At 67.6% G+C, this 20,006-nt stretch carries 21 protein-coding genes; 5 read left to right on the top strand and 16 right to left on the bottom strand.

Annotation, left to right across the window (positions count from 1 at the left end; translation table 11 throughout):
- Positions 1 to 113: 113 nt before the first annotated feature.
- Positions 114 to 827: a haloacid dehalogenase type II gene (locus AT699_RS23265; protein ID WP_024070018.1), complete on the bottom strand. Its 714-nt coding sequence runs from the start codon at positions 825 to 827 to the stop codon at positions 114 to 116.
- 195 nt (positions 828 to 1,022) lie between these two features.
- Here AT699_RS23265 and AT699_RS23260 point away from each other — a divergent pair, with 195 nt between their 5' ends.
- A complete protein-coding gene (locus AT699_RS23260) occupies positions 1,023 to 1,910 on the top strand; it encodes a LysR substrate-binding domain-containing protein (protein ID WP_024070017.1) in 888 nt (295 codons plus the stop codon).
- Here the strand turns inward: AT699_RS23260 and AT699_RS23255 are convergent.
- The 3 genes from AT699_RS23255 to AT699_RS23245 form a co-directional block, all read right to left on the bottom strand.
- Positions 1,902 to 2,297 (bottom strand): YchJ family protein, encoded by a 396-nt coding sequence (locus AT699_RS23255; protein WP_006385667.1) that lies wholly within the window; start codon positions 2,295 to 2,297, stop codon positions 1,902 to 1,904. The genes AT699_RS23260 and AT699_RS23255 overlap by 9 nt on opposite strands.
- An 8-nt stretch (positions 2,298 to 2,305) precedes the next feature.
- A complete protein-coding gene (locus AT699_RS23250) occupies positions 2,306 to 2,578 on the bottom strand; it encodes a GNAT family N-acetyltransferase (RefSeq protein ID WP_006385666.1) in 273 nt (90 codons plus the stop codon).
- Between the two features lie 95 nt (positions 2,579 to 2,673).
- A complete protein-coding gene (locus AT699_RS23245) occupies positions 2,674 to 3,618 on the bottom strand; it encodes a 3-hydroxyacyl-CoA dehydrogenase NAD-binding domain-containing protein (protein WP_024070016.1) in 945 nt (314 codons plus the stop codon).
- 146 nt (positions 3,619 to 3,764) lie between these two features.
- Here AT699_RS23245 and AT699_RS23240 point away from each other — a divergent pair, with 146 nt between their 5' ends.
- On the top strand, positions 3,765 to 4,397 hold the full coding sequence (locus AT699_RS23240) for a hypothetical protein (RefSeq protein ID WP_024070015.1): 633 nt from the start codon (positions 3,765 to 3,767) through the stop codon (positions 4,395 to 4,397).
- An 85-nt stretch (positions 4,398 to 4,482) separates the two neighbouring features.
- On the opposite strand, the gene AT699_RS23235 is transcribed toward AT699_RS23240, so the two are convergent.
- On the bottom strand, positions 4,483 to 5,886 hold the full coding sequence (locus tag AT699_RS23235; protein ID WP_024070014.1) for an MFS transporter: 1,404 nt from the start codon (positions 5,884 to 5,886) through the stop codon (positions 4,483 to 4,485).
- A gap of 147 nt (positions 5,887 to 6,033) precedes the next feature.
- Here AT699_RS23235 and AT699_RS23230 point away from each other — a divergent pair, with 147 nt between their 5' ends.
- Together AT699_RS23230 and AT699_RS23225 are read left to right on the top strand one after the other, a co-directional pair.
- Positions 6,034 to 6,900, top strand: a complete 867-nt coding sequence (locus tag AT699_RS23230) for a LysR family transcriptional regulator (protein WP_020929083.1) — start codon at positions 6,034 to 6,036, stop codon at positions 6,898 to 6,900.
- 114 nt (positions 6,901 to 7,014) lie between these two features.
- Positions 7,015 to 8,418 (top strand): amidase family protein, encoded by a 1,404-nt coding sequence (locus AT699_RS23225; RefSeq protein ID WP_024070013.1) that lies wholly within the window; start codon positions 7,015 to 7,017, stop codon positions 8,416 to 8,418.
- A 13-nt stretch (positions 8,419 to 8,431) separates the two neighbouring features.
- Here AT699_RS23225 and AT699_RS23220 read toward each other — a convergent pair whose 3' ends face one another.
- From AT699_RS23220 to AT699_RS31715, 11 genes are all read right to left on the bottom strand, one after another.
- Positions 8,432 to 8,971 (bottom strand): GNAT family N-acetyltransferase, encoded by a 540-nt coding sequence (locus AT699_RS23220; protein ID WP_024070012.1) that lies wholly within the window; start codon positions 8,969 to 8,971, stop codon positions 8,432 to 8,434.
- A gap of 31 nt (positions 8,972 to 9,002) precedes the next feature.
- The gene (locus AT699_RS23215; RefSeq protein ID WP_024070011.1) at positions 9,003 to 9,785 is read right to left on the bottom strand and encodes a 2-keto-4-pentenoate hydratase; all 783 of its coding nucleotides are present in this window, start codon (positions 9,783 to 9,785) and stop codon (positions 9,003 to 9,005) included.
- Positions 9,786 to 9,790: 5 nt separating this feature from the next.
- Positions 9,791 to 10,171, bottom strand: a complete 381-nt coding sequence (locus tag AT699_RS23210) for a hypothetical protein (RefSeq protein WP_020929079.1) — start codon at positions 10,169 to 10,171, stop codon at positions 9,791 to 9,793.
- Between the two features lie 50 nt (positions 10,172 to 10,221).
- Entirely contained in the window at positions 10,222 to 11,502 is a 1,281-nt protein-coding gene (locus AT699_RS23205) for a glutamate-5-semialdehyde dehydrogenase (RefSeq protein ID WP_024070010.1), read from the bottom strand.
- 88 nt (positions 11,503 to 11,590) lie between these two features.
- A complete protein-coding gene (gene holA / locus AT699_RS23200) occupies positions 11,591 to 12,649 on the bottom strand; it encodes a DNA polymerase III subunit delta (protein WP_006385652.1) in 1,059 nt (352 codons plus the stop codon).
- A 3-nt stretch (positions 12,650 to 12,652) separates the two neighbouring features.
- Positions 12,653 to 13,315, bottom strand: a complete 663-nt coding sequence (locus AT699_RS23195; RefSeq protein ID WP_006385651.1) for an LPS-assembly lipoprotein LptE — start codon at positions 13,313 to 13,315, stop codon at positions 12,653 to 12,655.
- Positions 13,316 to 13,326: 11 nt separating this feature from the next.
- Positions 13,327 to 15,984 (bottom strand): leucine--tRNA ligase, encoded by a 2,658-nt coding sequence (leuS, locus tag AT699_RS23190; RefSeq protein WP_024070009.1) that lies wholly within the window; start codon positions 15,982 to 15,984, stop codon positions 13,327 to 13,329.
- An 86-nt stretch (positions 15,985 to 16,070) separates the two neighbouring features.
- Complete coding sequence (locus AT699_RS23185) at positions 16,071 to 17,285, bottom strand: MFS transporter (RefSeq protein ID WP_006385649.1); 1,215 nt, start codon at positions 17,283 to 17,285, stop codon at positions 16,071 to 16,073.
- Positions 17,286 to 17,337: 52 nt separating this feature from the next.
- Positions 17,338 to 17,850: a MarR family winged helix-turn-helix transcriptional regulator gene (locus tag AT699_RS23180; RefSeq protein ID WP_006385648.1), complete on the bottom strand. Its 513-nt coding sequence runs from the start codon at positions 17,848 to 17,850 to the stop codon at positions 17,338 to 17,340.
- 164 nt (positions 17,851 to 18,014) lie between these two features.
- Positions 18,015 to 18,473: an HU family DNA-binding protein gene (locus AT699_RS23175; RefSeq protein WP_006385647.1), complete on the bottom strand. Its 459-nt coding sequence runs from the start codon at positions 18,471 to 18,473 to the stop codon at positions 18,015 to 18,017.
- A 2-nt stretch (positions 18,474 to 18,475) separates the two neighbouring features.
- The gene (locus AT699_RS31715; protein WP_123767366.1) at positions 18,476 to 18,694 is read right to left on the bottom strand and encodes a hypothetical protein; all 219 of its coding nucleotides are present in this window, start codon (positions 18,692 to 18,694) and stop codon (positions 18,476 to 18,478) included.
- Positions 18,695 to 18,848: 154 nt separating this feature from the next.
- Here AT699_RS31715 and AT699_RS23170 point away from each other — a divergent pair, with 154 nt between their 5' ends.
- Positions 18,849 to 20,006, top strand: a complete 1,158-nt coding sequence (locus AT699_RS23170; RefSeq protein ID WP_006385646.1) for a D-alanyl-D-alanine carboxypeptidase family protein — start codon at positions 18,849 to 18,851, stop codon at positions 20,004 to 20,006.

Below are 20,006 nucleotides of genomic sequence, written 5' to 3'. Positions count from 1 at the left end.
ATTGAAGTTGGAAATCGCCAGGATGGCGTCGTGAGCGAGAGTGCCGAGCGGCGGCGTCGAGCCGGCCGGGATGCCGGACCGGAACGGGCGGTGATATGCGCCCGCCCGATTCCCTACATCCAGCCGGCCTGGCGCAACAGCCCGGGTACTTGGTCCAGAGTCGATACGGTAGCGTCGGGACGGTAGTCCGGCAAGGGCTGGCGGCCGGTACCGCGGTCGATCCACACGCAGCGAAAGCCGATGTCGCGCGCGGCGGCATGGTCCAGGTGGGGACTGGCGCAAATGTGCACGACTTCGTCCGGGGTGACGCCGAGGCTGTCATGGGCGTGGGCAAAGATGCGGCGCGACGGCTTGTAGGCGCCCGCCTGTTCGGCGGTGACGACGCGGTCGACGTGACCGCCCAATTGCGCCACATTGCCGGCGATGATGGCATCGTCGGTATTGGAGATGATGCAGAGGCGGAAGCCAGCGCGCTTGAGCAGCGCAAGCGTGTCGACGACTTCGGGAAATGGCGGCATGGCCGAAATACTGTCGGTGAGCAGCGCGGCATCCTGCGGGCGATATGCGAGCCCAAGATCGTGCATGGTCAGCCGCAGCGCTTCGCGCGTGATGTCGGCGAAACGCCGATGGGGCGGGGTGCGCTCCAACCGATGTTCGTGCTCGTCGTAGATACGCAGGAACCGCGCGGGCGTCGGGGCGCGCTGTGCCCCCTGATTGGCGGCCAGAATGCGGGCCACGGCGGCTTGCAGGCCTTCATCCCATTGGATCAGGGTGCCGTAGCAGTCGAAAGTGAGCCATTGCGGGCGCGGGAGGTGATCCAGGGGCATGGCGTTTCCTTGAAGATCGTTGAAGACGGGTGCCAGCTTAGGATTGCTCAGGTAAGTTGTAAAATTAATAATAAAACTGCTTTCAGTGATATTTCAAATATCATTCCTGGCAGGTGAAAACGAACGCGAAAACGCTTGGCCCCTCGGCGAGGTTCGCGGAAACCGGGACCCCGAGGCTTCTCAAACGGATATCTCATGCTCGATCTCGAATTGCTCCGCACCCTGGTCTGCGTGGTCGATGAAGGCAGCTTCACACGGGCCGCCGGTCGCGTGCACCGCACACAATCGACCGTGAGTCAGCAGGTACGCAAGCTGGAGCAGACCGTGGGCAGGACCCTGTTGCTGCGCGATCGCGCCGGCAACCAGGTGCAGGCCACCGACGATGGCGAGCTGATGCTGGCCTACGCGCGCAAACTGCTGGCGATGGCGGACGAGGCGGAACTGGCGCTGGCGACGCCGCGTCGCACGCGGGCGATCCGGCTGGGCATTCCCGAGGACTTCGATGTGGCGCGACTGACGGCGCTGCTGGCGGGGTTTGCCGTGAGCCATCCGGATATCCGCCTGGAGACCGGCAGTGGCATGAGCATGGAGCTGAAAGCCCGGCTCGGTGCCGGGGAACTGGATCTGGCCCTGATCAAGCGGGAGCCCGGCGAAGGCCCTTGCCTGGCGGCGTGGCCCGAGCAACTGGCGTGGGTCGGGGATGAGCGTTTGCTGCAGGGCGTGGAGCCGCTGCCGTTGGTGTTGTTTCCGCACGGCTGCATCTATCGCAAGCGCATGATCTATGCGCTGGAAAGCGCCGGTCGGTCGTGGCGCGTCGCGTATCACAGCCAGAGCCTGGCTGGCGTGCAGGCCGCGGTGGCGGCGGGGCTGGGGATTTCGCTGCTGCCGGCTTTCGCGTGTCTGCCCGAGCATGGTGTGTTGGGGCCGGAGTCGGGTTTGGCGCCAGCGCCTCGGACGGAGTTGGCGATCGTGGGAGGAGCGGGCGCCGCGGCCGATGCGGCGCTGAAGAACCTGGTGACGGTGCTGGCGCAGGCGGTAGGCCAGGACGTGCAGATGCCGCCGCAACGGCGGGCTTCAGCTTAGGTCGCCATCCAGGTAATACCAGCGCCCGGCTTCACGCACGAAGCGGCTGACCTCATGCATGCGGCTGGCGCGTCCGGCCAGGCGGCTGCGGGCCACGAATTCGACGGTGGCGTGATCGGCATCCTGGTCGCGGGCCTGCTTGATGGCCAGGCCGAGCCACTTCATCGCGGGCGGATTGGGTTCGAGCGAGGCCGGGCGGGTCGTGGGATGCCAGGTTTCGAGCAGGTAGTCGAGCTTGTCCAGCACGAAGGCGCTGTAACGCGAACGCATCAAGTCTTGCGCGGTGGGAGCCTGCAAGGCTTGGGGGCCCTGGTGCCAGCGGCCGCAGCAGGCGGTGTAGGTTTTGCCGGTGCCACAGGGACAGGCGGTGGAATCAGGCGCGGTCACGGCAGGGCTCAGGCCAGCAGGTCGTTGTATTCGGGGTGGCGGCGCATGTAGACGTCGGCATAGGAACACTGCGGACGGACTTTCCAGCCTTGCGCGCGGGCTGTGTCGAGGGCGACGCGGGTGAGCTCGGCGGCGATGCCGCGTCCACCCACCTGGCTGGGCACGCCGGTGTGCGTGATGGTCATCACGCCATCACGCAGGTGGTAGTCCAGTACGCACAGCACGCCGTCGACGGTGGCGGTGTAGCGGGAATGGGCGGTGTCGTGGATGACGGAAAGCATGGGAATCCCTGCGTGTGAAAGAGCGGGCGGCGTGGCGTCCCGGGCAAAGGACAGCATAACAGCGGCGGGCCGCCGGCTGGCGCCGCCGGGCCGGATCAGCGCTGCAGGACCTTCAGCAGCGCCGTCAGCTGCGCGTCGCGATCCCGCACCAGGTCGGCGATGTCGCGCTGGCCGGCTTCGGCGTTGACGCCTTCGATCAGGCGGCGCCGCAGCTCAGGCGTGACCTCGGGCGTTCCCAGGTCGTCCCACCAGGTCTGGATGGGGCCGAGCAGGTGGTCCATGAAATGTGCCATGCCGCCGGCGCCGCCTCCGAGGTTGAAGGTCATGTGCGGGCCGAACAGGGCCCAGCGCAGTCCCGGGCCTTGCGACACCGCGGCGTCGATATCGGCGACGCTGGCGACATTGTCGGCGGCCAGGTGGATCGCCTCGCGCCACAGCGCGGCCTGGAGGCGGTTGGCGATATGGCCCGGGACTTCCTTGTTGACGCGGATCGGATGCTTGCCCAGCTGGCGGTAGAAAGCGATGCAACGCTCGACCGTCGCTTCGGAGGTCTGCTTGCCGCCCACCACCTCGACCAGCGGGATCAGGTGAGGCGGGTTGAACGGATGGCCGATGACGAAGCGCGCCGCATGTTGGCAGCGTGCCTGCAGGCGGCTCATGATGAGTCCGGAGGAGCTGGAGGCGACGATCACTTCGGGCGGCAGCAGCGCGTCCATGCGCGCGAACAGGTCGGTCTTGAAGTCTTCGCGTTCAGGACCGTTTTCCTGGACGAAGTCCACGCCGCGCAACGCGCCGGCCAGGTCGGCATCGAAACGCAGCGCCTCGGGGCTGGCGCCGGCGGCCACGCGGCCGAGCTCGGTCAGCACCGGCCAGGCGGCGGCGACGCGCGCGCGCGTCAGGGGTTCCGCGTCGGCGGCGGGATCGCAGACCACGACTTCGAGTCCATACGCCAGGAACAGCGCGGCCCAGCTGGCGCCGATGGTGCCCGCGCCGACAATGGCGACGCGGCGTATGGCGGGGGAGGGGGACGTGTCGGTCATGCGAGGCTCCGGAAGGTGTCCAAGGAAGGTCCATTGTGAAGCAAAGCGGGCTGGGTTGCCACGCGGGGCCTCGGCGGGCAAGATGGCGGGATGCCGGCGGCCCCTGCTTGCGCAACACCGCCATCCACTTTTTGCCGGAGCGATTCATGGACGTGTCGCGGTCAGCCGAACGGCGGGCGGTGCCGTATTTCTGCCAATGGGAATCGGCCCATCTGGCCGGCGCCATCATACGCAAGGAACTGCGGCTGGAGGACGATCCTTCCTGGCGCGCCTCCGGCGCGCGGGACGTGGCGGAATATGCCCGCTGGGCCAGCCATGTCTGCGGCATGGCCTGCTTGAAGATGGTGCTGGCCGCCACCACCGGGCAGGTACATCCGACCCTGGAACTGGCGCGTCGCGGCATGCCCCACGGCGCCTACACCGAGGACGGCGAGGGGCGCATCAAAGGGCTGATCTACGCGCCGTTCGTGCGCTTCGTGGCCGAGGAGTTCGGGCTCGAAGCCGAGGTGTGCGTGGACCTGCGGGGAGAGGCGCTGCCGGCAATGATGAGCCGCGCCGCCTATTTCATGGCATCGGTTCATCCGTGGATCCGATGGCCGGATCGTGAACCGCCCGCCCGGGGCGGCCACCTGGTGCTGGTGACGCGGGCCACGCCGGAGCACGTGACTTTCCACAATCCTTCCGGCGAGCCGGGCGCGCAGGCCGATGCCTGTGTGCCGCTGGATGTCTTCGACCGTTTTTTTGCCGGCCGCGGGATCGCGATCCTGCGTCGAGATTGATCGGCCGCGCCGCGCGCCGTTCAGGCAGCGTGGCTTCACGGCGGCGCGGCCTCGCCGCCAGATGACGGCCCGCCGCCGATGCCCGTCAGGTGTTGCGGGCGTGACGCAGGTGCCGCCATACCAGCATCGCGGCAACCAGATAAGCGGCGGCGATGATGACGTAGGAGGCGGGCAGGCGGGCATGCCAGTCCGGCAGCAGGTGCAGGATGGTGCCCATCAGTGCCACCCCCACCAGGGCGCCCGATTGCCGGTTGGCGTTGAGCGCGGCCGCGGCGCTATTGGCGTGATGCTTGCCCGACACCTGCATGACCACGCTGGTCATCGCCGGCACCGCGATACCGACTCCCAGGTTCGCCAGCGCCACCACGGCGGCGAAGGGCCGGTAGGGCATGTCGGGCGTGAACGCGGCCAGGCCCGCCAGGCTCATGACCGTCGCCAACAGGATGCCGCCCAGCAGCGAGGCGGATACGTTCCAGCGCGCCGATATGCGGCTAGAGATCAGGTTGCCGATGGAGAACACCGCCAGCATGGGCACCAGTTGGATGCCGGTCTCCAGGGCGTCGGCGCCGCGGGCCTGTTGCAGGAACAGGCTGAGCAGGAACAATTGGCCGTACGAGGCGAGGTTGATGAGAAAGCCCACGCCGTTGGCCGCCGCAAACTGCGTGGTCTGGAACAGCGCGCGCGGAATGATCGGCTCGGCGTGGCGCCGCTCGCGGTGTATCAGCAGCGTGGCGGCGAGCAGGAACACGAGCGCCGCGCCCAGGATGGGCAACGAGTCCCATCCGTAGGCGTTGCCCTGGATCAACGCAAAGCAGAGCGATGACAGCGCGACGACACCGAACACATGGCTCAGCGGATTGAGCGCGCGCGGGCGGCGCGGGGCCGCCTGGATGCGGCGCCGCGCCAGCCACAGGCCTGCCAGGCCCAGCGGCAGGTTGATGAGGAAGATGCCGCGCCAACCGAACTGATGGATCAGCACGCCGCCCAGCAGCGGACCGGCGGCGCCGGCCACGGCCACTATGGCCGACCATGCGGCCAGCATGCGATTGCGCACCTGGTCGTCTTCATAGGCATGGGTCAGCAGGCTGAGCGAACTGGGCATGAACAGCGCGGCGCCCAGGCCCTGCAGCATGCGGGCGGCGATCAGCAGGTCTCCCCCGGGCGCGATGCCGCATAGCAGCGAGGCCAGGGTAAAGACGCCCAGCCCCGCCAGATAGACGGTCTTGGCGCCATAGCGGTCGGCCAGAGCGCCGGCCACCAGCAGCAGGGCGGCGAAGGTGAGAGTGTAGCCGTCGACGATCCAGACCAGATCGGTGAGCGGCACGGTGAACTGCTGCGCGATGCTGGGCAGGGCGACGTTGACGACGGTGACGTCGAGCATGGCCATGACGAAGCCGATGGCCAGGGTGACAAGGGGCAGCAGGCCGGTCGCGGCGGGACGAAGGGCGGGTTCGACGGGGAGCGGGGCAGTGGAACAGGCGGGGCGCATGACAGGAACTTCCGGGGACTTCCGAGGTGCACAGATTAGGGGTTCCGTTGATGCAAAAAAATAGGAGAATCTGCTTTATAGTGATGCAAAATTGCATCAACATTTGGCGCCGTGGCGATCCGCCGGGGCCTTGGCGGAGCCGCCTGCATGGATTGGGACAACGCGCGCATCTTCCTGGCGATCTACCGCAATGGCACCCTGCGTGGCGCCGCGGCCCTCTTGCAGATCGATCAGGCCACGGCCGGCCGCCGGCTGGCGGCGCTGGAGGCTTCGCTGGACGCCCGTTTGTTCCTGCGCACGCCGTCGGGCTATGTGCCGACCGCCGCGGGCGAACAGGCATTTGCCGCGGCCGAGCGCATGGAGCAGGCCGCCGATCAGCTGCAACGGCAGATGCAAGGGCTGGATCACCGGCTGTCGGGCGTGGTGCGGGTGGCGACGTCCGAGACCGTGGCCAGTTATTTCATCATGGAAGCCATCAGCCGGCTGCACGTGCAGCATCCCGACATCCGCATCGCGCTGTCGACCTCGATTCAGCTGAGCAACCTGACCCGGCGCGAAGCCGATCTGGCAATCCGCAATATCAAGCCGGACAATCCCGACCTGATCCAGCGCCATCTGGCGCGCAAGGAAGTCGGGCTGTATGCCTCCCGCTCCTATCTCGAGGCGCATGGCGAGCCGCGTCCCGGAACCGCCTTCGCCGGCCATACGCTGGTGACCTACCAGCAGGCCGTGCTGCCGGGCTGGTCGGACACCTTCTGTGGCGAGCCCACCGGGAATGGCCGCATTGCCATGGAATTGAATTCGGGCCTGATGATCATCGAGGCGGTGGCGGCGGGCCTGGGCATCGGCGAACTGCCCATCCATATGGCGCCGCAGTATCCGGACCTGGTGCGGATCTGGCCTCATCGCAGCGAGCCCTATGATTTATGGCTGGTGATGCATGGCGACCTGAACCGGACAGCGCGGGTGCGCGCCGTCGCGGACGCGATTGTCGAGGTGTTCGAGGAGGACTGAAGCGCATGGCCTGGCGGCGCGCCCCGGCTTGTGGACGCGTGCAAGGGGCGCTAAGGTTGGCCGTCCGGCGGCGCCTGGCCGCCGGTTTCCGTTGACCAGATAGAGGAGTGCCGCGTGTCCGATCTTTGGCGTTTGTCCGCAGTTGAGCTTGCCGCCCGTATCCGCCGGCGCGATGTTTCCGCAGTCCAGGCCGCGCAGAGCGCGCTGGATCGCCTGCAGGCGGTGAATCCCCTGATCAACGCCGTGGTCGATCACCGGCCCGAGGATGCGTTGGCGCAGGCTGCCCTGGTGGACCAGGCCCTGGCGCGCGGCGAAGACCCCGGCGCGCTCGCGGGCGTGCCGGTGACGGTCAAGGTCAATGTGGACCAGGCCGGCTTTGCCACCACCAACGGCGTGACGTTGCAGAAGGACGTGATCGCGACGGTCAACAACCCGGTGGTGGACAACCTGCGCAAGGCGGGTGCGGTGATCATCGGCCGCACCAACACCCCCGCGTTTTCATTGCGATGGTTCACCGGCAACCGGCTGCACGGCAATACCTTGAACCCGCGCAATCCCGCGCTGACGCCGGGAGGCTCGTCCGGCGGCGCCGCGGCGGCGGTGGCGGCGGGCATTGGCCATCTGGCGCATGGCACCGATATCGCGGGCTCGATCCGCTACCCCGCCTATGCTTGCGGCGTGCACGGCCTGCGTCCGTCGCTGGGCCGTGTGCCCGCCTACAACGCAGCCCTGCCCGAACGCACCATCGGCGGCCAGATCACGGCGGTGTCCGGTCCGCTGGGTCGCAGCATCGCCGACCTGCGGCTGGGCCTGGCCGTGATGGCCGCGGCCGATCCGCGCGATCCGTGGTGGGTGCCGGCGCCATTGACCGGTCCGGACCGGCCGCGGCGCGCGGCGCTTTGCCTGAATCCCGACGGCATGGAGACCGCGCCGGCGGTGGTCAAGGCCTTGCAGGATGCCGCCCGGCGCTTGAGCGAGGCGGGCTGGGCGGTGGATACGATCGATACCCTGCCGCCGCTGCAGGAGGCCGCAGACCTGCAGATCCGCATGTGGATGGCGGATGGCTACGACGCCATGGTCGAGGCCGCGCGCAAGGAAGGAGACCGCGGCGCGCAGGTGGCCCTGGAGGGCCAGCGTGAAAGCGTGGCCGGCATGGACATGGCCGGGTTCTCGGCGGTGTTGACGCGCCGCGCGACGCTGACGCGCCTGTGGGAGCTGTTCCTGACGGAATATCCCGTGCTGTTGCTGCCGGTGTCCGCCGAGCTGCCGTTTTCCGACAACCTGGACCTGGAGGGCGACGCGGCCTACCGTCGCGTATGGCGCGCGCAGATGACGCAGATCGGCCTGCCTTTCATGGGATTGCCCGGGCTGACCGTGGCCATGGGCAGCGCCGGCGACAGTCCCGTGGGCGTCCAGGTGGTGGCGGGGCGCTACCGCGAGGATCTGTGCCTTGCTGCCGGGGCAGCGATCGAGGCCGGTGGCCCCGCCGTCGGCATTGCGGAGCCGGTGGTCCGCTAGCCGGCGGAGCAGCTCAGGTTGCGCGCTGAATGGCGGCGTCAGCCGGCCGCCATTCAGTACGCAGCAGTCCCATCATGCCGGTATCCCAGCGCGCCTCGCCGGCGCGCGTGGATGAGCGCCGCACGCCTTCGAGCGTGAAGCCGAGCTTCTGGTAGGTGCGGATGGCGGGCTGATTGAACATGTAGACATTCAGCTCCAGGCGTTCGATGCCTGGCGTGCGAAAGGCCTCGTCGATCAGCAGCGTCACCATCGGGCCGGCCAGTCCCTGGCCGCGTTCGGCCGGGGCGATGGCGACACGGCCCAGGCGGGCATTGCCGTCGCGCCAGTCGTACGCCAGTTGCGCGTGACCCACCGGCGTGTCGCCGCGGCATGCCATCCAGCAACGCCGGGTGGGCGGTTGGACCTGTCCTTCGCGCAGCATGGCATCCAGATCGGCCTGTGCCAGCGGGTACGAGAGATGCGACCCTCCCCATTGCACCACGTCGGACAGGCAATTGAACCAGCTCGAAAGCAGGGCGTAGTCCGCGGGAGCAAAGGGACGCAGGGTCAGCATGGCATGGCCTCGGGCGATGGCGGGTGTCGATTCAATCGACGACAAAGCGCAGTTTCAGGACGCCAAGGTCGCCATAGGCCAGTTCCAGATCGCGGTTGGCGGGCACGTCCAGATAGCCCGCGTACGAGCCGGTGATGACGTGCTGGCCCGCGGCCAGCGCCAGGCCTTGTTCGCGCAGGAAATTGGCAAGCCAGTACAGTCCGGCCTTGGCGTGGCCGTTGGGATGGATGCCGGGATGCTGCTCGACTTCGGTGCCATCGACGGACAGGGTGATGGTCATACTGGCCGGCGCGGCGTCCGGCGAGGCGATACGCGGACCCAGCACCAGCCCGGCATTGAACATGTGGTCCGCCAGCAGTTCGGGCAGGCTGGCGTGCTCGGGCGCGGCATAGCGGCAACCCAGCACTTCCAGCGCCAGCCGCGCGCCGCCAATGGCGGCGTCGATCTCGGCTGGGCTGTATGGTTCGGCGCGGGCGGGCAGGTCGCGCGCCAGTTCGAACGCGATTTCCGGTTCGATGCGCACCACCTGCGTGGAAGCGGACAGCCTGCCGGCCAGCGCCACGGTCGAGGCGTAGATGGGGGCGACCACGGTTTTCTCGGGCGACGGCAGGGCGCTTTTCCAGGCGCCGATGCCATCGCGGCGGGTCTCGCGCAGCAACTGCGCGGTGCGTTGCTGCACGGCGAACGCCTGGCCCTGGGTCTGGGGGCGGCAGGCGGCGGGCAGGCGCGGGCCGGCGATGCCGGCCTCGCGGGCGGCGATCAGGATGCGCGCGGCTTCCGTGCAACCCGGGTAGTCTTCGATCTCGATCCGCATGGGCCTCAGGCTCCCAGGAACAGCATCGTCCACAGCACGATCATTGCGATCAGGCCCAGCCAGCACGAACCCCAGAAACCGACGATCGGCCACTTCAAGGCCAACGGCGCTTTCTTGGGATCGAGGTGCGCCAGCAGGTCATTGGCGTTGCCAATCAGCCAGAATCGGGTGCCCGGGAACATCAGGCGGAAGAAATAATCCAGCATGATCGCTGCCTTGATCGCCAGCGGGTAGCGCTCGAACGGGCGATGCTGCAGATAGGGGTGCTTGAATGCGGCGTTGATCTGCTTGCTCTTGACGAAGAACAGCACCAAGCCGCAGAGCGAGCAGGTGATGAAGCACAGCACGAACAGACTGAAGGCCATGGCCATGGCGGGTGAATGCATGGAAATCCCGGTAGTGCGCGGCAGGCCGCGAGCTTGAAGAAAGTGGAAGATCAGCCGCGGGTCTGGCCTTCGCCGGTCAGCACCCATTTGAGCGTGGTCAGGCCTTCCAGGCCGACCGGGCCGCGCGCATGCAGGCGGTTGGTGGAAATGCCGATCTCGGCGCCCAGGCCGTATTCGAAGCCGTCCGCGAAGCAGGTCGGCAGGTTGACATAGACCGAGCTGGAGTCGACCTCGCGCTGGAAGCGCTGCGCCGCCGACAGGTCTTCGGTGACGATCGCGTCGGTGTGGCCGGAGCCCCAGCGCGCAATGTGTTCGATGGCGTCGTCGAGCGAGTCGACGATGCGGATCGCCAGGATCGGGCCCAGGTATTCGGTGGCCCAGTCTTCGTCGGTGGCCGGCTTGGCGTGCGGCAGCAGCGCCAGCGTGCGGGGGCAGCCGCGCAGTTCGACACCGTGTTCGGTCAGCGCCGCGGCCAGGCTCGGCAGGATCGAGACGGCCGCCACGGCGTCCACCAGCAGGGTTTCCATGGCGCCGCAGATGCCGTAGCGATAGGTCTTGGCATTGAAGGCGATGGCGTGGGCCTTGTCCGGGTCGGCGGCCGCGTCGATGTAGATGTGGCAGTTGCCGTCCAGGTGCTTGATCAGCGGCACGCGCGCCTCCTGCGACAGTCGGGCGATCAGGCCCTTGCCGCCGCGCGGCACGATGACGTCGATGTGCTCGGTCATGGTGATGAGCTTGCCGACCGCGGCGCGGTCGGCCGTGGCCACCACCTGCACCGCGTCCTGCGGCAGGCCGGCGGCGGCCAGGCCCATCTGGACGATGCGACCCAGCGCCACGTTGGAGTGCAGGGCTTCGCTGCCGCCGCGCAGGATGGCGGCGTTGCCGGACTTCAGGCACAGCGCCGCCGCGTCGATGGTGACGTTGGGCCGGGATTCGTAAATGATGCCGATCACGCCCAGCGGCACGCGCATCTGCGCCACGCGCATGCCGTTGGGGCGCACGGTGGTGGCGGTGACGCTGCCGATCGGGTCGGGCAGGGCGGCGATCTGGCGCAGCCCTTCGGCCATATGGGCCAGTGTTTTCTCGGACAGCGTCAGGCGGTCGAGCAAGGCCGGCTCCAGGCCATTGGCGCGCGCCGCGGCGACGTCCTTGGCGTTGGCGGCCAGCAATTCGGCCTGGTTGGCTGCCAGCGCTTCGGCCATGGCCAGCAGGGCCTGGTTCTTGGCGGCGCTGTTGGCGCGCATCATGGCGCGCGAGGCCCGGCGCGCATTCTCGCCCAGGGTCAGCATGGCTTGTTCGATGGAGGACGAGGACATGACGGCGTCATTCATAGTGAAGAGGGGGCGGCGAGGGCGCCGCTGATGGGATTAGTTTATCCGGCCGGGGGCCGGGAGGACGAGGCGGCGGCCGCAGCCGCCTTCACGGTCGGGTGCCGGCCGCGGCCACGCGCAGGGCCAGGCGGGTCATTTCTTCCCAGGGATCGGACAGGCGCCCCGGCACCGACAGGCCCTTGATGAGACGGTCGACCTCGTGGGCATGCTGCACCGCGGCCGGCCAGACGTCGGGACGGACCCGGCCCAGCGCCTGCAGCGCCAGCCGTTCATGCGCTCCGAAAATGCGCAGCCGGCGCATCAAGCCATTGGCGTCCTGCCCCAGGCTGCGCGCCTCGGCCACGCGCGCCAGCAGGCGGATTTCCTCGCCCACCGCCCACAGCACCAGCGGCAGGGCCTCGCCTTCGGCGCGCAGGCCGTCGATCATGCGGATGGTGCGGGCGATGTCGCCAGCGAGCATGGCGTCGCGCAGCCCGAACACGTCGTAGCGGGCGACGTTGAGCACGGCGCGCTCGACGTCCTCGGGCGCCAGTTGGCCTTCGGGATAAAGCAGGCCCAGCTTCTGGATTTCCTGGTGCGCGGCCAGCAGGTTGCCTTCGACCTTGTCGGCCATCCATTGCAGGGTGGCGTTGTCGGTGCGCTGGTTCTGGCGCGCCAGGCGCTGGCCGACCCATGCCGGCAGGCGGCCGCGTTCGACGTTGGCGATGTCGACCGTCATGCCGCCGCGGGCCAGGGCCTGCATCCAGCGGCTTTCGCGGGTGGCCTTGTCCAGGCGCGGCAGCGCCACCAGGATCAGCGTATCGGGGTTGTCGGCCTGCTTTTCAGCCTGCTCGGCCAGGCGTGCCAGTGTGTCGGCGCCCGACTTGCCCGGCTTGCCGGTGGGGATCTTGAGTTCGAGAATGCGGCGGTCGCCGAACAGCGACACGCTCTGGGTCGCGGCGATGACGGCGCTCCAGTCGCTGCGCGCGTCCATCACCATCGACAGCCGTTCGGTGTAGCCGGCGCCGCGTCCGGCGGCGCGTAGCGCATCCACCGCCTCGGTCACCAGGAGAGGTTCGTCGCCGGACACCGTGTACAGCGGGGCGAGGCGGTTGCCCGCCCGCTGCAGGTGGTCGGCCAGGCGATCCGCGTCCAGGGGTTGTGCCATCGGTCAGCGCGTATAGGCCGGATCGGTGGTGGACGGCGTCTGCCACGGCGCCGGCGTGCTGCGCGGCATGGGCGCGGCGGGGTCGTACAACGGTATTTCGCCGTCTTCGCCGCGCTGTTCGCGATTCTCGAACGCCTTGCGCACCTCCGGCGCCGTCATGCGGCGCAGCAGGCGCGAGACCAGGTCGCGCTGCATGGCGATGTAGAGGGATTCGATCTGCCCTTGCTTGGCCTGCACGATCTGGTCGTCATAGGGCATTTCGCGGTAGATCGACAGCGTCGTGTCCGGGATCAGGGCGCGGCCCTGGGCGTCGATGAGGCGGAAGGTGTAGTTGATGCCGAGTTCGTATTCCTCGACACGGCCCTGGGCGTTCAGCGACACCTCGCGCAGGGCGCGCGTGTTGGATACTTCCTGGAGGATCGCCTGCGCATCCTTGGGCGAAGCGACCAGCTTGGTATCGGGCGAGGCCGCCCGCAGCGCGCGGCGCACGTCGGCCCCGAACTGCGTGTTGTCGGCGATGCCGACATAGAGCGTGCTGAACGGCATCGGCGTGACACCGCGCAGCGCGAAACCGCAGGCGGAGAGCAGCATGAACAGCGCCAGGCAGGCGCCGCGCAGCAGCCAGGATTGGCGGGGGGAGTGCGTTTGTTGCCCGGCGAAGTGCATGCTTGACCTCATCAGCCTACGACGTTGACCAGTTTGCCCGGAACCACGATGACCCGCTTGGGCGGGCGGCCTTCCAGGTAGCGGGCGACTTCGTCCTGGGCGGCGGCGAGCTTTTCGATGTCTTCCTTGGCGGCCTTGGCCGCGACGCGGATCGAGCCGCGCAGCTTGCCGTTGACCTGCAGCATCAGTTCGATTTCGTCCGCCACCAGCGCGGCTTCGTCGACGTGCGGCCACGGCGCGTCGAGCAGGTCGCCCAGCTCGTGCGCGTAGCCCAGGTCGCGCCACAGTTGCCAGGTGATGTGCGGCACCACCGGATACAGCACGCGCAGCAGCACGCCGAGCGTTTCGGCGTAGGCGGCGTCGGCGTGCGCGCCTTGCGGCAGCTTGGCGTCGTCGATGGCGTTGAGCATCTTCATGCACGCGGACACGACGGTGTTGTACTGGATGCGCTGGTAGTCGTAGTCGGCCTGCTTGAGCAGGTTGTAGACCTCGCGGCGCAGGTCCTTGACGGCGGCGGGCGCGTCGGTCCAGTCGGCGCCGGCGGCCAGGCCGCGGGCGATCGCGTCGCGCTGCGCGTAGCTGATGGACCACAGGCGGCGCAGGAAGCGGTTCGAGCCTTCGACGCCGGAGTCGGACCATTCGAGGGTCTGCTCGGGCGGGCTGGCGAACATGACGAACAGGCGCGCGGTGTCGGCGCCCAGCGTGTCGATCAGCGATTGCGGATCGACGCCGTTGTTCTTGGACTTGGACATGGTGCCCACGCCGCCGTAGGTCACCTCGGAGCCGTCGGACTTGAGCTTGGCGCCGGTGATGGCGCCGCGCGCGTCGTAGACGTTCTCGACTTCCTCGGGCCAGAAATACTCGATGCCGCCCTGGGCGTTCTTGCGCGAGTAGATGTGGTTCAGCACCATGCCCTGGCACAGCAGCTTGGTGAAGGGCTCGTCGAAGTTGAGCAGGCCCATGTCGCGCATGACCTTGGTCCAGAAGCGCGCGTACAGCAGGTGCAGGACCGCGTGTTCGATGCCGCCGATGTACTGGTCCATCGGCATCCAGTAGTCATTGCGCGCATCGACCATGGCCTTGTCGTTGCCCGGCGAGGTGTAGCGCATGAAGTACCAGGACGAGTCCACGAAGGTGTCCATCGTGTCCGTCTCGCGGCGCGCCGGCTTGCCGCAGCTGGGGCAGGCGCACGACAGGAAGGCTTCGTTCTTGGCCAGCGGATTGCCGCTGCCGTCCGGGATCAGGTCGTCCGGCAGCACCACCGGCAGGTCCTTTTCGGGGACCGGCACCGGGCCGCAATCGGGGCAGTGGATGATGGGGATCGGGGTGCCCCAGTAACGCTGGCGCGAGATGCCCCAGTCGCGCAGGCGCCAGGTGGTCTGCTTTTCGCCCAGGCCTTGCGCGCCGAGGTCGGCGGCGATGGCGTCCACGGCTTCCTTGTGCGACAGGCCGTCGTACTTGCCGGAGTTGGTGGTGCGGCCGCTCTGCTTGTCGCCGTACCATTCCTGCCAGGCGTCGGTGGAATAGGCCTTGCCGGCCACGTCCACGACCTGGCGGATCGGCAGGTCATATTTCTTGGCGAAGGCGAAGTCGCGTTCGTCGTGGGCCGGCACGCCCATCACGGCGCCATCGCCGTAGGTCATGAGCACGTAGTTGCCGACCCAGACCTCGACCTGGTCGCCGGTGATCGGGTGGGTCACGAACAGGCCGGTGGGCAGGCCTTCCTTTTCACGCGTGGCCAGCTCGGCCTCGGTGGTGCCGCCCAGCTTGCACTGTTCGATGAAGGCGGCCAGCGCCGGGTTCGACTGCGCGGCGTGGGTGGCCAGGGGGTGTTCCGGCGCCACGGCGCAGAAGGTCACGCCCATGATGGTGTCGGCGCGGGTGGTGAAGACGTACAGCTTGCCGTCCTGGATCAACTGGCCGTCCTGGCCGGTGATCTGGTGCGGGAAGGCGAAGCGCAGGCCCTCGGACTTGCCGATCCAGTTTTCCTGCATCAGGCGCACGCGCTCGGGCCAGCCGGGCAGGTCGTTCTGCACCGCGCCCAGCAGTTCGTCGGCGTAATCGGTGATGCGCAGGTAGTAACCCGGGATCTCGCGCTTTTCGACCGGGGCGCCCGAGCGCCAGCCGCGGCCGTCGATGACCTGTTCGTTGGCCAGCACGGTCTGGTCGACCGGGTCCCAGTTCACGACCTGGGTCTTGCGGTAGGCGACGCCCTTTTCGAGCATCTTCAGGAACAGCCACTGGTTCCATTTGTAGTACTCGGGATCGCAGGCGCACATCTCGCGCGACCAGTCGATCGCCAGGCCCATCGCCTTCATCTGCTTCTTCATATAGGCGATGTTGTCGTAGGTCCACTTGGCGGGCGGCACCTTGGACTTGATGGCGGCGTTCTCGGCGGGCATGCCGAAGGCGTCCCAGCCCATCGGCATTAGCACGTTGTAGCCCCGCATGCGCAACTGGCGCGCCATCATGTCGTTGATGGTGTAGTTGCGCACGTGGCCCATGTGCAGCTTGCCGCTGGGATAGGGCAGCATCGAGCAGGCGTAGAACTTCGGCTTCTCGGAGCCGTCCGGGTTCTTCGCGTGTTCATGGACCAGATAGGCGTCGCGGGCCTGCCAGTCTTGGTGGGCGGCCGCTTCGACGGTAGTGGGGAGGTAACGTTCCTGCATGGGCTCGTGCGCGATGGCGAAAAATGGGTGAACCGCCCCCGCGCGCCAGGCGCGGGGGCGGCCAAAACCCCTGATTATAGGAGGTGCTAGGCGCGGATAGGGGACGGGGCGATTTCCGGGATGCGGGCACTGGCGCCCAGCATGCCGTAGGCCAGGGTCATGGCCGCCAGAACCGCGCCCGCGGTGACCACGCCGGGCCAGCCGTAATGGGAGTACAGCCAGGACGATACCAGCGATCCGCTCGCCCCGCCGATGAAGTAGCTGGTCATGTAACCAGCCGTCAGGCGGCTGCGGGCCTCGGGCCGGGTGCGGTACAGCGAGCTGGTATTGGTGACATGGACGCCCTGGATCGCCAGGTCCTGGATCAGGATGCCGACCAGCAGCGCGATGACCGAGGCCTGGCCGAAGGCCATCAGGCCCCAGGAAGCCAACAACAGCAGCAGGCCGATGCGGGTGGCCTGGTTGCCCAGGCCCCGGTCTGCCAGCCGGCCGAAGCGGTTGGCGGCATAGGCGCCGGCGGCGCCGGCCAGCCCGAACAGCCCGATGGTGGTGTTGTTGAAGCCGTAGTCCGGGCCCGACAGCAGGAAGGTCAGCGGCGTCCACAGCATGCTGAAGGCGGCGAACAGCAGGCCGCCCAGCAGCGAGCGGCCGCGCAGCAGCGGCTCCTCGGCGAACAGGCGGAAGATCGAGCCGAGCAGGCGCGGATAGCTCATGGCGGCGTGGCTCTTGTGGCGCGGCAGCACCTTCCAGAGCGCGGCGGACATGGCCAGCATCAGGATCGCGGCGACCCAGTAGACGGTGCGCCAGCTGCCCAGGTCGGCCAGCACGCCGGCCGCGGTGCGGGCCAGCAGGATGCCCAGCAACAGGCCGCTCATGACGGTGCCGACCGCCTTGCCGCGCTCGTGCGGCGCCGCCAGGGTGGCCGCGAACGGCACCAGCACCTGCGCCACCACCGACAGCATGCCGGTCACTGCAGTTCCCAGCATCAGCATCTGGATATTGGGGGCGAAGGCCGACAGCAGCAGGCCGCCGGAAGACAGCAGGGTCATCAGCACGATCAGGCCGCGGCGTTCGAACAGGTCGCCCAGCGGCACCAGCAGGATCAGGCCGAGCGCGTAGCTGAGCTGCGCGATCATGACGATGCTGCCCGCGGTGGCGTTGGACAGCGAGAATTGCTGGCTGATGGTGTGCAGCAGCGGCTGCGCGTAATAGTTGCTGGCGACCGCCAGGCCGGTGGCGACGGACATCAGCAGGATGACGGGCGCGGTGAGCGGAGCGGGTTGGGCGGGTGCGGCGTTCATGTGGGGCAGGGAGTCTGGGTGTTGCGGGGCAAGGGCTTGGTGTGAACAGGCCCTAGGCGGCGATGCCGCCAGGCGTTTCCCGGTCGTGCGGGATCAGCAGTTTCTTCAGCAGGCCCGCCATCTGGCGGCGCTCGGTGGCGTTCAGGGGGGCGAGCAGCGTTTCCAGTTCACGCAGATAGTCCTTCAGAACCAGCTTGATGACGCGCACGCCTTCGGCGGTCAAGGCGACGATGACGCCGCGGCGGTCCTCCGGGTTGGGGGTGCGCGCGAGCAGGCCGGCCTGTTCCAGCCGGTCCAGCCGGTTGGTCATGGCCCCCGAGGTCAGCAGCAGGGCCGCGACCAGTTTCTGCGGATTCATGGCGTGCGGCGCGCCGGTCCGGTACAGGGTTGCCAGCACGTCGAATTCGCCCTGGTGCAGGTTGTAGCGCTTGAACGCGCGGCCCACGTCGCGCGCGGCGAAGGCGTGGAGGCGGAACAGGCGGCTGGCAACGCTCATGGGCGAGATGTCCAGGTTGGGGCATTCCCGTTCCCACTGCGACAGCACCAGGTCGACCAGATCGTTCATGATGTTTTTATATAAAGTATCTTCACGTAAAGATAAATTCTAGCAGCCCGGCCCCACATGGCGCAAGGCGCGCGTTCGCCGCGGGAAAAGCGCGCGCAAAAAAAGAAAGGGCCCGCCCCATGCGGGGCAGGCCCTTTCCGGCTTGACCGGATAACCGTGCGGAATTACTGCGCGGCGTCCTTCAGCTTCTTGAGCGGGCGAACCTTCACCTTGACCGAAGCCGGCTTGGCGGGGAACCAGCGCTCTTCGCCGGTGAACGGATCCTTGCCGAAGCGCTTGGCCTTGGCGGGAACCTTCTGCACGGCAACCTTGAACAGGCCGGGCAGCGTGAATTCGCCGGCGCCCTTCTTGTCCACGGAGCTCAGCACCGAGGTTTCCAGGCTGGCCAGGACGGCCTTGACCGACTTGGCTTCAACGCCGGACTGCTCGACGATGTAGGCGATCAGCTGGGTCTTGTTCAGAGCAGCCTTGATAGCCTTGGGGGCGGCAGCGACCTTCTTGGCGGCGACGACCTTCTTGGCTGCGGGCTTCACAGCGGGTTTGGCGGCGGTAGCCTTCTTTGCGGGCGCCTTGGCGGCGGGCTTGGTGACTTTCTTGGCAGGAGCTTTAGCTTTCGTGGCCATGGTCAAAATCCGTATGTTGAGGACATGGAGCAGCGCGCGCGCCGGGTATCGACGTTTAACGCCACGCGCCCGATGATAGCGGAAGAGTGGCGGTTATAGCGGCTTTCGCAAGGCCTTTCGATCAATCTTTGTTGTTTTCCAGGCAGAAAAACCCCTTCTACAAGGGGTTCTGCAAAATGCGGTGACAATCGCTGCGATTTTTTCAGTGCTGCTTGCTTCACGCAAAGTGCCTGTGCAATGGGGTTTTGAACCATCCTCGGTTCCCATGTTCCAATGCTTCGCGCCGCGCGTCGGCGCTGCGCGAGGGCGGCCGGAAGGCCGCCTGCGAGCGTTGCCCGCGCGCCATCCTTACCCTGCATGGAAGTGAAGCCCCTTATGTTGATGAAGAAGTTGGCGGCGAGCCTGCTCGTTGCGACCGCGTGTATGTCCGGCGCCCTGGCGCAATCGATGCCGCAGCCGGACCTGTCCGCCAAGGCCTGGCTGCTGCTCGATGAGACCAGCGGCCAGGTGATCGCATCGCACGCGGCCACTGCCCGGATCGAGCCGGCGTCCCTGACCAAGATCATGACGGCATACGTGGTGTTCGGCGCGATCCACAACAAGGAGTTGTCGCCGGACCAGAAAGTGGTGATCTCGACGCGGGCGTGGAAAGTGCCGCCGGGCAGTTCGAAGATGTTCCTGGAGCCGGGCTCCAGGGTCTCGGTCGACCAACTGTTGCGCGGCCTGATGATCCAGTCCGGCAATGACGCCGCCATCGCCTTGGCCGAGGCGGTGTCGGGCAGCGTCGAGGCGTTCGTGGCCCGCATGAACGACACCGCCGTGCAACTGGGCCTGCATGGCACGCATTTCGCCAGCCCGCACGGCCTGCCGGATCCGGGCACGTATTCGACCGTCAGCGACCTGTCGATCCTGGCCACGCGCTTCATCCGCGACTACCCCCAGCTGTACAAGACCTACGATTCGGCCAAGACCTATACCTACAACAATATCACCCAGCCCAACCGCAACCGGCTGCTGTGGCTCGATCCCAGCGTCGACGGCCTCAAGACAGGCCACACCGACGCGGCCGGATATTGCATCGTGGCCACCGCGCACCGGCCCAACGGCAAGGAGCAGCGCCGCCTGATCACCGTGGTGGTCGGCACGGCGTCGGACAAGCTGCGCACCCAGGAAAGCCGCGAGTTGCTGGAATGGGGCTTCCAGGGGTTCAATACCATCAAGTTATATGCAAAGGGCCAGGCCGTGGCCACGCCCGAGGTCTGGAAGGGCCAGGCCGATACGCTCAAGGCCGGCTTCGCGCGCGACGCCTACGTCACGGTACCCGCGGGCGCCAAGGTCGAACCGGTGTGGACGCCGCAGGATCCGCTGGTGGCGCCGATTCCGGCCCAGGCCACGGTGGGTTCGGTGCGCGTCATGGTCGACGGCAAGCCCGCGATGCAGTTTCCGGTGGTGGCGCTGGAACCGGTGGCCGAGGCGGGCCTGGCCGGACGCGCCTGGGATTCCATCCGGCTTTGGTGGCGCGGGCATTCTTGA

The sequence above is a fragment of the Achromobacter xylosoxidans genome, from assembly GCF_001457475.1.
Classification (GTDB): domain Bacteria; phylum Pseudomonadota; class Gammaproteobacteria; order Burkholderiales; family Burkholderiaceae_B; genus Achromobacter; species Achromobacter xylosoxidans.
The sequence above is the reverse complement of the archived record's forward strand: the minus strand, read 5'-3'. Positions and strand labels throughout refer to the sequence as shown.